This is a genomic window from Cohnella sp. WQ 127256, from assembly GCF_024519285.1.
Lineage (GTDB): Bacteria > Bacillota > Bacilli > Paenibacillales > Paenibacillaceae > Cohnella.
This window is the reverse complement of record NZ_JAMZCY010000001.1, coordinates 619,969-636,440: the sequence shown is the minus strand read 5'-3', so window position 1 is coordinate 636,440 and position 16,472 is coordinate 619,969. Positions and strand designations below refer to the sequence as shown.

The 16,472-nt window shown below is 44.8% G+C and carries 8 protein-coding genes; 1 reads left to right on the top strand and 7 read right to left on the bottom strand.

The features are described 5' to 3' along the window. Positions 1-5: 5 nt before the first annotated feature. From M1K58_RS02560 to M1K58_RS02550, 3 genes are read right to left on the bottom strand one after another with little or no spacing between them, the layout of a single operon-like run. Positions 6-1,628, bottom strand: coding sequence for a type II CAAX endopeptidase family protein (locus tag M1K58_RS02560; protein WP_256757091.1), 1,623 nt, complete (start codon positions 1,626-1,628; stop codon positions 6-8). Positions 1,629-1,667: 39 nt separating this feature from the next. Continuing rightward, positions 1,668-2,882 carry an ACP S-malonyltransferase gene (fabD, locus tag M1K58_RS02555; RefSeq protein ID WP_256757090.1) on the bottom strand — a complete coding sequence of 405 codons (1,215 nt, stop codon included), beginning with the start codon at positions 2,880-2,882 and terminating at the stop codon, positions 1,668-1,670. Continuing rightward, positions 2,879-11,827 (bottom strand): amino acid adenylation domain-containing protein, encoded by an 8,949-nt coding sequence (locus M1K58_RS02550; protein ID WP_256757089.1) that lies wholly within the window; start codon positions 11,825-11,827, stop codon positions 2,879-2,881. The genes fabD and M1K58_RS02550 overlap by 4 nt, the downstream gene beginning before the upstream one ends. A gap of 420 nt (positions 11,828-12,247) precedes the next feature. Here M1K58_RS02550 and M1K58_RS02545 point away from each other — a divergent pair, with 420 nt between their 5' ends. Further along, a complete protein-coding gene (locus tag M1K58_RS02545; RefSeq protein WP_372339126.1) occupies positions 12,248-12,925 on the top strand; it encodes a 4'-phosphopantetheinyl transferase family protein in 678 nt (225 codons plus the stop codon). A 173-nt stretch (positions 12,926-13,098) separates the two neighbouring features. On the opposite strand, the gene M1K58_RS02540 is transcribed toward M1K58_RS02545, so the two are convergent. The 4 genes from M1K58_RS02540 to M1K58_RS02525 form a co-directional block, all read right to left on the bottom strand. After that, positions 13,099-13,869 carry an effector binding domain-containing protein gene (locus M1K58_RS02540; RefSeq protein WP_256757087.1) on the bottom strand — a complete coding sequence of 257 codons (771 nt, stop codon included), beginning with the start codon at positions 13,867-13,869 and terminating at the stop codon, positions 13,099-13,101. 78 nt (positions 13,870-13,947) lie between these two features. Continuing rightward, positions 13,948-14,898 carry a helix-turn-helix transcriptional regulator gene (locus M1K58_RS02535; protein ID WP_256757086.1) on the bottom strand — a complete coding sequence of 317 codons (951 nt, stop codon included), beginning with the start codon at positions 14,896-14,898 and terminating at the stop codon, positions 13,948-13,950. 93 nt (positions 14,899-14,991) lie between these two features. Continuing rightward, on the bottom strand, positions 14,992-15,390 hold the full coding sequence (locus tag M1K58_RS02530; protein ID WP_256757085.1) for a GNAT family N-acetyltransferase: 399 nt from the start codon (positions 15,388-15,390) through the stop codon (positions 14,992-14,994). 51 nt (positions 15,391-15,441) lie between these two features. Then, complete coding sequence (locus tag M1K58_RS02525) at positions 15,442-16,308, bottom strand: NAD-dependent epimerase/dehydratase family protein (protein WP_256757084.1); 867 nt, start codon at positions 16,306-16,308, stop codon at positions 15,442-15,444. Positions 16,309-16,472 lie beyond the last annotated feature (164 nt).

The window sequence follows — 16,472 nt, the reverse complement described above, 5'->3', positions numbered from 1 at the left end:
CCCTCCTAAGCAACCATTGTGTTGGCTTGTTCGTCAGCGGAGCTTTGTGCGCGTTTGGTCTCCCGATTTTTCCACAAATAATACATCAAGCTAAGGACGACAATTGAACTGATCACGAGTGCCCATACGACTCCAGGCCCGTAGCTGAGATTAAGCTTTCTTAACACGTAGTACGCGGCAAAGACAAAAAACTCGTTAATGATCGGCGCCCAGATCGACTTATACCATTCAAACATCAGACTGAAAATAAGGGCTCCTAGCGAAGCGTAGATTGTCAGAGGAACATCCCAGTTGAAGAACAAACCTCCGTAAATAATTCCCGTACCTACAACCGATATCCAGACTGGCATTGCCGTCCTTAGCACGTTAAATATCAATGCGCGGAAATAGATCTCTTTGTAAATGGAATGAATGATCAAAAACAATAAATAAACGGGAACAATCGTAGTCGTTAAATATACGGTCAACTGATCAAATTGCGGATAATTGTCTCTGAAGTAGGGAATTTCGAAGAAGCATTGTACCCATACGCCCATCGCGATTCCCAGGATAGAAATGATGACCCCGTTCTTAAACGACATGCGCGTGAAATTGCTAGCTTTAATCAGGTTTTTCTTATTCACCCATTTCATCACGTAGAAATAAATGACTAACGCTAAAATATCGTAAGGAACAAATCCAATCACATTATTTGCACCCAGCCAAGGAGCTATCGCATCGATGCCCATAATATACTGATTCCATACGATGAAAATGAAAGGGTAGTAGAATGCCGCATAAACGAACGTCCACAGAAGTAGATTTCCAGTCATTTTCAAGACGGCTACTTTGGTGTCACCTTTCCATACCGCTACTAATAAAGCGATCATGAAGAAGAGGCAGAAGCCCGAAGTAAACATTAGAATATTATCCGGAATAGTCGCGATGCTATCTTGAACGCCGTATTCCCTTGTTACGAAGATAACGGTGTTCATTACCGCAGCCCCAATTAAAGAGGACCAGATCGATTTTAATCGGTAATAGAGAATGCCATAGACGATTGCCAGGAAAAATGCCATCACCTGTATGCTTGGATTGGGCTGGGCATATCCATAAAAGACGGCTTGCAGTAATAACGCCGCAACGAATGGTAAGCTTTTGCGCATGATGTTAAACAGCAAACCCCGGAATAGGACTTCCTCGAACAAGGGCCCAATGATCGACAATCCGATGATCGTTATGATGAAAGATTCGGAATTCATAAACATAGCGACATAATTCTCGAAGTCCGGGAATCCATCGATGATGAATGATAATTTCATGAAGCATATGAAGAAAATGCCCAAGAACAAACCGATTAAGGCGGAGATCGTCACATCGATCTTGTTCATTTTCTTAAAGTTGCTCATTTGGATGATACTTTCATAGTTTTTCTTAACGAATCGTTTCTTCACTTGGAAATAAATCACGTAGAGCACCGACGTAATCGCAAACATCATCGTGATCCAGATCGGTAGATTTCTCCCAACAAAATCCCCATAGGCACCCGAATTAGGTACGATAATCGTGTTGTGAAGGATGGATACCCCCAAAAAGGTTCCTAATAGCAACGCGACTTCCCCGACCATCAGCAAATATTTTCTCATCATCTTCTCCCTCTCGTATAAAAATCACTTGCGAATGTGCTGTTAGATTCCGCTCATTATTAGCTCTACCTCTAGCAATAGCATTTCCCGTTCCTCTTGATCCACCCTCTTAACAAGCAAGATCGATTGAAGATTTTCATATATGGTTTTCATTTGCAAAGAAGAAGGCGGATGACCCAATTGCTCACATTCCTGCTGAATTCGCAATAAGTTTTTGTAAGGTTCGACAACCCCTATCTCAAATTGTTCCCTATCGTCATTATGATTTCGCGTAGCAACTGCGATGGATAAACATCTGTCGATAAGAGCAGGCTTGAGACGCTGCATTTCAACGATTCGGGTGTAATCTTCTGCTTCATCCCAGGAATAAGCACGAATGTTACGCGCCGTTTTACGGTTCAGCTTCTTAAGAATCGAATTCGGTCCTAGCTCCACCGCATACGAAATCCCTTCTTGCTGCATGTGGCGAACGGTTTCCTCCCAACGAACGGGATGTGTTAACTGTCGCGCCAGATGGTCAATTACACCCTCCGATCCCCGTTCGTAGGGCTTCGCTGTAACATTCGAAAGGACAGGACAGAGCGGTTCATTTAACTGGATTTGCAGCAACTTCTCTCTCAGTCTGTCCGCGGCCGATACCATAAGTGAGGTGTGAAACGGTACATTAGAATTTAACGTGATCGTTTGCGCGCCAAGCTCTCTCAATGCTTCCGATACTCTGGTTACAGCTGCTCTATGGCCAGCGATCACGATTTGATCGGATGAATTGTAACAAGCAATCGAAACCGTTCCATCTTCAGCATTTGATCGCTTGCATTGCTCCTGCACGAGCTCTGCAGAAAGATGCTTGATTGCCGTTATGGCGCCCCCTCCTTCAGGGACCGCTGCTTCCATCGCTTCACCTCTTAACCAAACAGCTTCAGCCGCGTCCTGAACTCGGAACACTCCTGCACAGGTTAAGGCTGACAATTCGCCTAAGCTATGACCCGCCATCAAGCTTGGCTTAATGCCTACCTCGTTCATATACACCCGGTAGGCGGCTACATTGCACACGAATATTGCGGTTTGCGCATAGGCGATGCTTAACTGCTCCTGAAACCCATCGGTGAAACACCTCTCTGCCAAGTTGAGCTTGAGGACTTCTTCAACTTCGTCGAACGTCTCTCTCACTAGTGCGTACTGTTCATATTGAGATTTAAACATCCCGATATACTGAGATCCTGTTCCTGGGAAAAGCAATGCTACTTTGCCGATCATACCGTCTCACCATCCCGAGCAGTCGATACTTCCTTATCGCTGCGATATTGACTAACAAACCACCGGGCTAATTTCGCGTACCCCTGCATCAATTGTTTTATTTTGTCTTTACGCAATCTTCTCCCGTTGTAATCGCAGTAAAGAACAATTTGTCTATTCTCGATTCGGTAGGAAACAATCACATCGAAGGTTTCCGTTAAACGAGCATGTGCCGCAAAGTGATTCGGGTCGTACAACAATGCGGAAATACACTTCTCTGGCGGATTGAGCTGTTTCTTCAAGATGTCTTTCCCGTCGTAGCCTTTTCCTAGATCACGAATTCGTTGAGTCTCACTGGCAAAATAATGCGCAAACGTTTGCGCAAAAGACAAAGTTTTTGGTATTTGTTGAAGATCAACCTCTATGGGGTAAATCCTCTGATCAGATAATCCAATGTGTATTCCATTCTTAGATCTCTGGGTCAGCTGAGCAAATAGATAAGCATAAAGTGCAGTTAATATGGCTTCTAACCCAGTGGTAATCTCGTTGCCTGCTTGGATTAAATCTTTCGATACCGCTTCGTCGAGTTGAATTTTGAATGCCGCACCTGGAGCTTGCTGTTCCTGGCGGCTAACGAAAAACTCAGACGGAAATTCGATGTACTCTAACGATATTTCCGAATTAGAGCCCGAGCCAGCTGTAACGAAGAACTCAGCTAATTTCTCAATCGTTGGATAAGCAAATAAATCGGTTACTTTCGCTTTGCCTGGGAATTCACCCTCAAGCTTTGCGTGCATACGGAGAAGAAGTAACGAATGTCCACCGATATCGAAGAAGTTCTCTCGAATACCGACGCGCTCCACATTCAGAAGCTCTCTCCAAATCTCAGCCAGCTTCACTTCTAGCTCGTTCTGCGGTGCAACGTAGTCTTCATTGGAATGGAGACTCAGCTCGAGCTTAGCTAACGCAGCACGGTTTGCTTTTCCGCTTGCAGTCAATGGCATAGCTTCCACTTGCGTATAAGAGGACGGGATCATATACTCCGGCAGAACGCGTGACAGCTGTTGTCGAATAGCTGTGACATCAAGCTCATGACTCGATACGAGATAAGCACACAAGCGTTTATCTCCTTGCAGCGACTCTTTCACAAGCACGACCGCTTCGGCGATTTCCTTGTTTTGTAGCAACCCCGCTTCAATCTCTCCGAGCTCGATTCGATAGCCGCGAAGCTTCACTTGATGATCAAGCCTGCCCCGATATTCGATATTTCCATCTGGGAGCCATCTCGCCAAATCCCCAGTCCTGTAGAGCCGCTTTCCTAGTACGAATGGATTGGGAATGAACTTCTCTGCCGTTAGCTCCGGACGTTCCATATACCCGCGTGCTAATCCTACGCCTGCAATACACAGTTCTCCAGGCAAGCCAATAGGTTGTAAGTGCATCTGTGAATTCACGATGTACAGCTGAATATTGTCAATCGGTTTACCGATTGGAATGACCTCCGCAGGCTCTCCAGACTGACAATCATAATAGGAAACATCGATCGCTGCCTCCGTCGGACCGTACAAATTAATGAGCTTAGCCCCGCCCTCCATTCGGGATTGAATTAACTCGTAAAACCTCTTCACTTGCTGTATAGGCAATGCCTCTCCACTCGCAAAAACTTGCTTCAAGCTTGCCATTCCCGCAGTTCCAATACTTTCGAGATCCGGCTGCCTTTCCAAATAATCTAGGAAGAGGTGCAGCATTGAAGGTACGAAGTGCATTGTCGTCACGTTGTGGCGACCGATCGCCTGTACGATCTTCTCCGGATCCTTCTCTCCTCCAGGTTCCAAGAAACAAACAGTCGCACCCGCTAAGCTCCACCAGAACAGCTCCCACACGGAAACATCGAACGTAAAAGCCGTTTTATGCAAAATAACATCACCGGGTCCGATCGCATATTGCTTCTGCATCCAATACAATCGATTGACTATAGCGCTATGCTCAACCATAACCCCTTTCGGATTACCCGTTGAACCGGACGTATAGATCATGTATGCCATGTCTCGCGGAGAAACTTCCAGTGTTAAGTTTGCAGGATCTCCCTCATACATTGATGAATCATCTAAGTTAATTATTGTCCCAGCAAATTCGATCTGAGGTGCAGACGGAGTCAACCCTCGCTCCTGCGCTAGCAAGATTAAAGCCCCGCTATCCTTGAGCATATAGCTAATTCGATCCACCGGATAATCTGGGGCAATCGGTAAGTATGCTCCTCCTGCTTTCACAATCGCGAGCAGAGCAATCATCATTTCCGGTGATCGTTCAGCGATAACTGCGGCAATCCGATTCTGACCCAACCCCTTCTCCCTTAACACATGAGCTAATTGATTGGCTTTCGCATTGAGATCAAAGTAAGTCAATTGGGTATCACCAAAGATCAGTGCAATTTGTTCAGGTTGGCGGTTCACTTGATTTTCCAGCCACTGATGAAGTGTTTCATCTTGCGGATAATCGCATGCCGTATCATTGAACTCATGAATAATCTGGTGTCGCTCTTGTGGCGACATCATCTCGATTTCCCCAATAGAAATGTACGAATCCGTTAATATACTCGAAATTATCGCTTGGAAATGCTTGATGAGACGTTCAACCGTTTCGGTCGCAAACAACTCCGTGCAATATTCGAAGTTGCATGTCAGACCGCCCTCTTGCTCGAACACCTCCAAAGTGAGATCAAATTTCGCTTGAGAATGCGGTAGAGCTAGCCGCTTCATGCTGATCTGATTAATCCTTAGTTCGGGAATATCCATGTTCTGCATGACGAACATGACATCGAACAGAGGATTACGACTTAAATCACGACTCACCTGCAAATCTCCAACTAATTCTTCGAATGGATAATCCTGATTCTCGAAGACGGTTAGTACATTCTCTTTCAGCTCCTGCAAGAACACCATGAACGATTTATCTGCAGCAGGGTAATTCCGCAGTGGAATCGTATTGACGAACATCCCAATCAAGTTACGCAGATCGGCATGAGGCCTTCCTGAAACCGGTGATCCGACAACAATATCTTCTTGGCTGGAATACTTGGCGAGTAATACATTAAACAACGCCAACATGACCATGTATAAGGTCGTTTTCGATTCATTCGCTAGCTGTTTCAATTGAAGCGTTTGTTCCGCATTAAGGTCGAACGGGATTAGGCTACCTACATACGATTTGACCAAAGGCCGTTTGAAATCCGTAGGCAGCTCCAACAAAGGCACACCATCTGCAAATACTTCCTGCCAATATTGCCGTTGGTTTTGAAGTGGCTGGGAAGCTAATTGAATCGTTTGCCATGCTATATAGTCTTTAACCTGCACTTGTAATTCCGGAAGCGGCCTTCCCTCGTATAGCTCGACGAAATCACGGACGAGAACGCCCATAGACAAACCGTCAGAAACGAGATGATGCATATCAAGCAGGATCAATTGCTTCTCATCCGGTAATTCCCTTAGACCAGCCCTTAACAGCGGAGCATGATCAAGCTCGAACGGACGGCTAAACTTCTTATACGATCCGTGTAAGCTGGCTTCGTAACCTTCAAACGTCTCTAATTGAAAAGTAACCTGATCATGGATTTTCTGCATTGGAATTCCGTCTACGAGTTCAAAAGTCGTCCGTAAACTCTCGTGCCTAGCGATTAGAGCCTGAATCGTTTGCTCGAAACGAATGGGATCGATGACTCCCTCGGATAGGAATGCGACCGGGAGATGATAGGTCGTTTCGATCCCTTCAAATTTGTTCAGAATGTACAGTCGGCTCTGCGCGGAGGACAATGGATAATAAGCTCGGCTCGCCGTTTCAACAATCGGAGCAAGCACACTTTCCGTTTTATTCTCCATAAACATCGCTAGCTCTTTAATCGTTGGAAAGCTGAAAATCTCCCTTAGCGTAAGCTCAATTTTCAACTTTTGTTGTACCGAATGAACGAGCTGCGCCGCTTTAAGGGAGTGCCCACCTAACTCAAAGAAATCATGATCAATACCAATGTCATTCGCCTGAAGTATTTCCTCCCAAATCTCAGCAAGTGCAATCTGCATCGGACTTTGTGGAGGCATGAACGGCTTACTGAGCATGATCTCTGTATATAGATTGGACAAGGCTTTGCGATCTGCTTTGCCGCTAGAAGAGAGAGGCATTCTTTCGATTTTCACGAAATACGCTGGCACCATATATTCAGGTAACCGCTTGATCAAGAAGGAACGAAATTCTGCTGCATTTAATGGCTGCCCTACGACGAGATAAGCGTATAATTCCGTATTTCCATCCTCAACAGATTTCGTAATTACGACTGCTTCTTGAATAGCTTCATGCTGTAGCAGATGATGCTCAATTTCACCAAGCTCCATCCGGTAGCCACGAACTTTGACTTGATGGTCAAGACGCCCTAAATATTCGAGGTTGCCATCTAGACGTTGCTTCGCCAAATCGCCTGTACGATACATTAGTGCTCCCGGCACGAACGGGTTCTCCACGAATTTCTCTTCCGTTAGCTCCGGTCGATTCAAATATCCTCTCGCCAAACCTATGCCACCGATGCATAATTCACCAGGAATGCCCGGCGGTAACAACCGTCTATGCTTATCAACGACGTATAGCTGAGTATTGTCGATTGGCTTGCCGATCGGTATCGAACTTAAAGCCTCTCCCATTGAACAATCGAAGTACGACACGTCCACTGTTGCTTCAGTAGGTCCATACAAATTAATTAACTTGGTGCCGAGATGATCGTGCAGCAAAGCGTTAAATCGATTCACTTGGCCTACTGGCAGGGCTTCTCCGCTTGCAAACACATAGTGTAGGCTCCGCAAAGCTTCTATCTGCTCCGGGTTCCCTTCGATATAAGCTAAGAATAAGTGCAGCATTGAAGGTACGAAATGCATCGTGGTTACGCGGTTTCTCTCAATCGCCTTCACGATCGCTTGTGGTTCCTTTTCACCTCCCGGAATGAGAAAATGAACAGCAGCCCCCGATTGAGCCCACCAAAAGAGCTCCCATACCGATACATCGAACGTAAACGCCGTTTTTTGCATGATGACATCTTGTGCATGAAGCGGATATGCGTTTTGCATCCACTCGATTCGATTAATGACCGAACGATGCTCGATCATTACTCCTTTGGGATTACCCGTAGACCCAGAAGTATAAATCACATAAGCCAAATGATTCGGCTCCATCATGGTATTTAGGTTAGTAGGATCTCCCCTATACAGACCTTCGTCATCCAAGCGAATGCGACTGCCATCGAACGGAAGGTCATCGAGTCCCCCATCATTAACTAGCAGTAGCTTCGCTCCGCTGTCTTCAAGCATGTAGCGGATTCTTTCCACTGGGATTTCAGGGGCTATAGGCAGGTAAGCCCCACCCGCCTTCAATATGGCTAATATCCCAACAATCATTACTGGTGATCGGACCACGGAGATCGGAACAATGGAATCCGGCTTCACTCCCCGCTCACGAAGCACTCGAGCCAGTTGATTTGCTTTAGAGTTCAACTCCCCATAAGACAGATCACTTTCATCGAAAATAACCGCACGTTGATCAGCTCTAACCTCTGCCTGCTTTTCAACCCACTGATGTACAAGACAGTTGTCGGTAGAAGGCTTCGCAATAGGGTTAAATTCCAGCAGCAGTCGCTTCTGTTCCTCTGCCCTCAGCAGCTCTATATCGTCCAATCTCATATCCGGTTGGTCAATAACCAGCTCTAGTAAGCGAAGGAAATGAGCGTTGAAGCACTCGATCGTGCTCTTGTGGAACAAATTCGTATTAAACTCCCATACAAGCTCCCATTCCGACGAGCCTAGCAGGTAGACGTCGAGCTTAATATCCAGCTTCGCTGTAACGCTCGGCAATGGATAATGAGCTACGGACAAATCCTGCAAAACAAGTGTCTTCGCAAAATCCATCTGATTGTGCAGGATGACCATTGTATCGAAAAGTGGATTACGAGATGGAGAAGTTGTGCATTTCGTAAGCGATACGATCTCTTCAAAGGGCAATTGCTGATGTTCGAAATCTTGGATGATCGCTTGTTGAGCATTTCGGATGTAGCCAGACCAACTCGCATTAGCGTCGACCTGGAAGCGGATCGGAATATAATTGATGAAAGCGCCCATGACAGAGATCAAATCAGCATGATTCCTGCCAGCGACTAATGCCCCAATGATCACGTCGTCCTGTCTTGCATACTTATTCAATAACAAAGAATAGGCCGACAATAGGAACGAGTATAACGATACCTTCTCTTCCTGGATCCAATTCTGTACGCGGCTAGACAAATGATGCGGGACTTGAATTCGTATGGTGTCACCGTCGAAGGATTTACGCTCAGGCCTCTTGAAATCTGTTGGTAAATCCAACACCGGCAATTCCGAATACAGCCGTTCAGACCAGTAGCCTTCTAATGACTGCTTCTCTTCAAGTCCAGAACTTGTAGTGAGCCACACGGCATAATCGCGGTATTGTAGGGACGGCTGCGGAAGTTCAATTCCTTGATACAACTGAAAGAGTTCATTCCATAATAGATTTGCGGATATTCCGTCAGAACAAATGTGATGAATGTCTAGGTGAAGGATGTGATAGTTCATGTGTGAGTGAACCAAGATGAGGGTACTACGAATGAGAGGTAAGTTGTGTAGGTTAAAAGAAAGGTTCAGCTTAGTTAATAATTCCGGTAGATTTTCTTCATCAGCTGTCAATTGCTCCATCGGAACATGTTCATTCGGATGGATGATTTGCCTAACCTCGCCTTCTATCATGGCGAATGACGTACGTAGAGCGTCGTGTCGGCTGACCACCAGCTGTAACGCTTGTTCCAATCGAATCTCATCTACTTTTCCTTCAAGCTTCAATGCGAAAGGCATATTATAGGCCGTCCCGGCCCCGATGAATTGTTCTTGAAGGTACATTCTTCGCTGTGTTGGAGAAACCGGATCATGCGCTGCAGCTTCTGCTCTAACGATTGGATTGTACGGAGTAACTTCGGAATGACGGATATATTCAGCGATCGCTCGGATAGTCGCATTTTCATGAAAGACATTCGTAGGAATGTCTACCTGAAAATGTTTATGAATGCTGGATAGTAGTAATGCAGCTTTCAAAGAATCTCCGCCGTAATCGTAGAACGAATCCGACATTCCAACCTTGCTTCCCATAATACTTGCCCAAAGCTCAGCTAGCTTGTGTTCCACTTCGTCATGAGGTAATTCTAGGCTCGAATCACTTCGGCTATTCATTATGCTTCGAAATTGCTCGATACGATCCTGAAATTCCCCTTTTGTGTACTGTTCCACTAATTTATATCGCTGTGGCTTTCCACTTGTTGTTTTGGGGATTTGCTTGATCGGTATAACGCATGCAATATTTAATCCCGAGCTCCGGCTGAGATGCCTTCTTAACTCCCACGCGATTGAAGCAAACGAATCATCTTTACCCCGATGCTGTAGGAATGCAACAATCTCATCCGTTCCTAACCCATCGTTTGTCACGCCACAGATTGCGATTTTACCAAATTCTATACCATCAACCTCCAGAGCGGACTGCTCTAAGTCATGAGGGAAATAATTACGACCGTGAACGAAAATGATGTCTTTTTTCCGTCCGGTGATGACTAATCTACCGCCTCGCATAAATCCGATATCCCCGGTTTGCAACCATCCGTCCTCGGATATTAAACGCTGTGTAGCATCCTCGTTCCGATAATAACCTCTCGTTACGTTGTCCCCTTTGATTTGAATATGACCGATAACATGCTCAGCCTGTGGTTGATTTGCATCGTCACATATTCGCACCTGGCAATGGCTGACCGGAAAGCCAACATCGACGAATGCTACACTGGTTGAACGATCAGCCTCACTATAAACAACCGCTGTTCCAACACCGATAGTTGACCGCTCCACATAGACAGCTTGGAGTTCTTCCTCTATCGGGGGGAAAGTGACGGCTAAGCTCGCCTCCGCCATTCCGTAAACAGGAAACATTGCATTTCTGGATAGGCCATATGGCTCCATACGTGTAAGAAACTCATTAGCTAAATGTACAGAAATCGGTTCAGCACCGTTAAAAATAAATTTAATGGATGATAAATCCCAGTTGTAGTTATCTTCCGGGGTGAGATGATTTAATACATGCTTATATCCAAAGTTAGGAGAAGAAATCTGTGTGACTTGGTATTCATGAGCTTTACTCAGCCACAGATGTGGTCGCATTAAGAATAGTCTAGGCTGCATGATCCATTGATCCATCTGGGCGACTAGTGGGGCTAAATGAAAACCGATCAAACCCATATCATGTGTAAGGGGCATCCAGCTTAGTGATCTGTCACTCGGAACAGCATTCGAACAAGTCAAGATGGCATCTATGTTCGTTAACAAGTTCCGATGAGTGAGAATAACTCCTTTAGGATCCCCCGTAGATCCGGAGGAGAACTGTAGGAATGCAATATCATCAGCCTGGGAGGAGTGTATTATTCCCTTTGCGGAATAATTGGTCATGATGGAGTCTGTATCCCACAATCGCTCATTAAACTTAACCGCCAGTGGGTCTCCCCCTCCCTGCTCAATCGGTTCATCGAACGATAAGCGTAATTCTGGTGATGCGATCAGGTAGGGATGATCTGAGAGTTCCCATATTCGCCTAACCTTCATCCGGTGCTCGGGAGTTGAACCTACGGTAATGGGGACCGGGATGATGCCTCCTTGCAAACACGCCCAGAAGACGAGAAGGAAGCATCGAGGCTCCTCGATTTGAAGGAGCAGAAGATCTCCTGCTTTCATCCCTTTTCTTTGCAAATGATTAAGGATATATAAAGATTCCTCATAAAGCTGATAATAGGAAACCCTTTGGTCTCTATTTTTGTCGACAAAAATAATGCCTTTATCTGAACGACACGCCCATTCGAAAGCTTCGTTTAGATTGTTATATTGCTTCTTCACAATACTCCTCCTCAGTCAAATTCATCTGTACAAACGTTTGCACAAATAAGCAAAAAAAGACTGCGAAAATGACCACCTCATCTATTTATGAACTTTTTGATCTAATATTCTTAAAACAAAAATTATACAATTCATATAAAATGTGATGTAATTAATATATATTTTGTCAGGTCTGTATTGTAACATTACATCCATAAATTACTAAATAGTTATTTAGACCTAATGCACATAGATATAAAGAACTAAACACTTATGGATTGTATGCTTATTCTGTCGTTTTTTTTCTTTTAGTAATGACTTATAAATAATTGCTATATCCTATTTAATTATGATTATTTTAACAATAATAATATACAATTTGGGGGATAATGCTGCTTGAATATCTATCTTGTTCGAATCGATCATCTTCGACATTCGGAAATGATCAAACGGTTATCTCCATACGTATCCAAGTCCCGATTGGATAAAGCAATCCGATTTAAGCAGGCCAACGATTTTAACCGCTCCATCGTCAGTGAATTGCTTGTGAATTATATTCTCCTAACCAAACACAACATGTCCGGGCAACGCTTGGATTGGGGTACTCACAAATCAGGGAAGCCCTATTTATTAGCCCAACCCGGTCTATACTTCAACCTATCGCATACCGCAGATTATGTAGCCTGTGTTTTTGATCACGCCGAAATTGGAATTGATATTGAATACATACGAGATTTTCAATATTCCAGCATAGCTATCCGGAATTTTACACTTAATGAAAATAGTTATATTTCTAAACAAAGCACCCCTAAGAAGTTAAATGCCTTTTATAAAATTTGGACACAAAAAGAAAGCTATCTCAAAGCCATAGGCTCCGGTCTATTTACCCCACTTGATTCATTTGAAATTCAGTCACTTGAGGAAAACGAAACGCAAGTCCATACTCCAGATCAGACATGGATCCTGCGTACGCTGCAAATTGAGCCTGATTATATGCTATCTGTGTGCCGATCAACTGCTATCGAAGAGCTTATTGCCAATCCCATTTCACTTGAAGACATCTCCTCTATGTATCCTATACCTCACCCACAAACGGGGAAGCAATCGGATACATTTTAACGAAAACACAAAAAGTGATTAGCCGCTCAGGGCTAACCACTTTACACCAATCATATTTCTACATTTTTTACATTAACATACTTATTTAATGAGTTTATCAATAAAACGAAAACCTCGTTTATGGTCTATTTGTGTCGAACTCTTGATCCAAATAGAATCATCAGACTTGGGCTTTAATTAACGGCAATATAAATATCAACTTGGACATTCTCAGGATCTGAGCTACGCTCATCGTAGAGCTCGAAATCCCCCGTGAACGTTCGCTTCAGCTCAGATGTGGCAGACCATCTCCAGATGGCTTGCCATGCTTCGATGACAACAGTCGATACAGGACCCATCTTAGTCGTAAAGACGGCATACTGTGATGCTGGGAGCACCCTTCCTACCATTCCGGAAGGTAGAGAATTGATCTCCTTTACCTGACACCCAAGTAAAATCGTATATTCACCAGCAGCTCCATTCTCATAATCACAATAACAGCCATAAATCGATTGCGGACCTGCATGAGCCAAGTTTGGGATGGATTGCTGGATGCCTTCTCCATAGAATCTTCCCCACAAACCGCCAATCTTTGCTTGCTCGGTCATCTCCGCTTTATTCGTTGTTCTCTCTGCGATACCTACAAGCTTGATTTCTTCTAATTGAATGAGCGAGTAGGTTGGCACGATGGGTTGCCCTTCGACCGATGACCATCGCTTTAGACTAGGAAGTGAATTTGTGAGAAGCTCTCTAGCCTGCTTCTCTTCCATTCCCTCTTCTACAAGAAACGGAATGCAGAATCCTATCATTTCGTCCATTGTGAAAGACGGTTGAGTGAATTCACCTTTCTCGTAGCAGTATTTACAGTAATCCTGTACGACATTGCCTGTGGCATCCGTTCCAAACACTTCTGAACTTAGTAGCGGCATTCCGCAGCTTTGACATTGCAATCCAACCTGTTGCATCTCATCGACTCCTTATTGGTTATGTCTAAACTATACAAGGAGTAACTTGACAGCTGTTTGTCAGGTTTAATTCATTCGTTAATAGATTTGTTCAATATTCCGAGCAATCCCTTTAATTTTGCTGCGGATATGCTCAGGCTCCAGCACCTCTACATCCTGTCCAAAGCTAAGAATGAAGCCATATAACCAGCGATCCTCCGGAAAATCAACAACGACTACGTATTTCTCTTCTGTACTCTCACTCTCTTGAGGCTCTGCAATAAGAGCCTCTACTCCAAACCATTCCTCTGCAAGATGCTTCACACTCTGGTTGAATCGTAGACGCAAGGAGGTTGTTTTCTCAGCTGTTGTCCACTGCTGGTTCCATGGAATCTGATCTAGAGAAATATTTTGACGGACAAAATAACTCAACTGAACCTCAACATCCCTCATTCTGAACAGCTTGAATAAGCGGAACTGCTTGCGCTCCAAACAATTGGCATAGAGGTACCAGGTTTGTTGCTTCAGCACAAGTGTATAGGGTTCAACGCGACGTTGAGTCACCTCTCCCTGCGCATTACAGTAGGTAAAGATTACCTCACGCGCTTCCTCAACGGCTTTCTTCAAATGCGCCAGCTTGTCCTCCATATGACTTTGCCTCCCCCAAGGAGACAGATCAACGATAAACTGCTGGGTTCTGATCTGAAATTGCTCTGACTCCGCGGCAGGGACGACACTTTGCATCTTTTCAAGCAGCTGCTTAATATCTGGGCTATCATGTGTTGTTGAAACACTTTGAAGCGCGGTCACAATTGCAACCATTTCATTGTTAGTCAGAACGTTGCGATCGAGCCGATAACCCTCCGATAAGCCTATGCCACCCCCAGCGCCCTGGTAAGAAATGACCGGTATTCCTGCTTGGTTAAGGACATCCATATCTCGATAAATCGTACGCACCGACACTTCAAAATGATCCGCCAACTCTTTGGCTTGAATGATCCGGCGGTTTATTAATAGGATAACAATTGCGAGTAGACGATCTAGCTTCACAGTCAACAGCCCCATTACGATAATGACATAGTTAATGTCTATTTTAACAGATAGATTAACTATGGCGACAGGCACAGGGAAGTGCAAAAAGCATTAATACATTCTAGGGATAATAAATGCATTATCCTTCCTATCGAAGCCGATAGAAGGATAATAATTCATCGCGGTTGGTGCCGATAACAATAGTAAGGATACTTCCTCACCAATAAGCTCGTGCAGACGACGAATAAGCTCCTTGCCAATTCCGGTCCTCTGGTACTCCTTGCTGACTGCCAGATCTGATAAATAGCAACAATAAGAGTAATCCGTAATGGCCCTCGCAATTCCCACAAGCTTAGTTCCATCCCAAGCGGAGAGATTGACGTCGGCATTGTCGATCATACGTTGAATACGCTCCAAATCATCCGCCGGCCGCTTGATTCCTGAACTATGGAAAACATTTGATACATCTACAGCTTGCAGTACCTCGTTTATTTTATATTCAATGTTCATGGATTGACTGCCCCCCTTATTTGGTTTCATTTGTCGTTTCATCATTCGCACTCACGAATAATCCTTGTGTAGACTTTGAGCAAACCCTGATCTCCAGGTTGGATAAAGCGGGGTCCACCCATAATCTTTACGAGCTTTGGCATTTGATGCACCCCGATCCCAACTGTTACAGACCGGATGAAGATCCGGCTGAGGTGCTTGCAGGGCTTCCGCATACACGGGAAGCCATTCTGTTCCCGCTGCCGGCTCGTCATCTACTACATTAATTGTTCCCGTTGGCCAATCTAACGAAAGCAAGGCTGCATTAGCCGCATCTTCTACATGGAGGAAGGAAGTGATACCGTCAGTTGCAGGTACTTGCTTATTCCGTATTTTCTCTGCCAGTATCCCTTCATGGTCGTACCAGGTATTGGGTCCATATAGCATCCCATACCTCAAAATAACGTGATTAGGTACTTCGGATACAGCCCGTTCCAATGCCACAACACCGTCAATCGTCATTTTCCTAGGCATGGGGGAATCTACATCCAAAGGGACATCCTCCGTCGCGAACCCCTCTCCTGGTTCATATGCCCAAGATATACTTTGCGCGATGATTCGCTTAACCCCCACCTCCAGGGCAGCATCCACCAAATTTCGAGTGCCTTCCCTTCTGATCCTGGCGTTATCCGATAGATTCCATTTACTTAGAGATGTGAGTTGATGGATGACCACATCTGGCTGTACCTCTTTCATTGCCAATAGAATCGAATCACGTTCGAAGACATCGGCAATAATTGCTTTTGCCCCCCCATTTTCAATGCTTTCCTTGTTCAGCTTGTGATGGGTTATCCCAACGACCTCGTGACCTGCACTTACTAACTTCGGTAGTAACAGACGGCCAATCACACCTGTTGATCCCGCTACGAATATTTTCATTTGTTAATCCCCTTGATCTTGACTCTGCGGTATTTTTTATCCATCCTAACATGCAAAATTGGCATTGTTAAGATCCAATTTACTATCACTTTGAGTGTGCCAATTCTCATAACAGATCGGTTCGAGGAACACTAGCCCTGCCATACTTGACCGCACTAAGCCAA

What these genes read in the sequence shown, in the direction of transcription:
- M1K58_RS02545 (WP_372339126.1), top strand. Translation starts at nt 12,248, where the DNA reads ATGATCAAACGGTTATCTCCATACGTATCCAAGTCCCGATTGGATAAA.
- M1K58_RS02540 (WP_256757087.1), bottom strand. Translation starts at nt 13,869, where the DNA reads ATGCAACAGGTTGGATTGCAATGTCAAAGCTGCGGAATGCCGCTACTA.
- fabD (WP_256757090.1), bottom strand. Translation starts at nt 2,882, where the DNA reads ATGATCGGCAAAGTAGCATTGCTTTTCCCAGGAACAGGATCTCAGTAT.
- M1K58_RS02525 (WP_256757084.1), bottom strand. Translation starts at nt 16,308, where the DNA reads ATGAAAATATTCGTAGCGGGATCAACAGGTGTGATTGGCCGTCTGTTA.
- M1K58_RS02530 (WP_256757085.1), bottom strand. Translation starts at nt 15,390, where the DNA reads ATGAACATTGAATATAAAATAAACGAGGTACTGCAAGCTGTAGATGTA.
- M1K58_RS02560 (WP_256757091.1), bottom strand. Translation starts at nt 1,628, where the DNA reads ATGATGAGAAAATATTTGCTGATGGTCGGGGAAGTCGCGTTGCTATTA.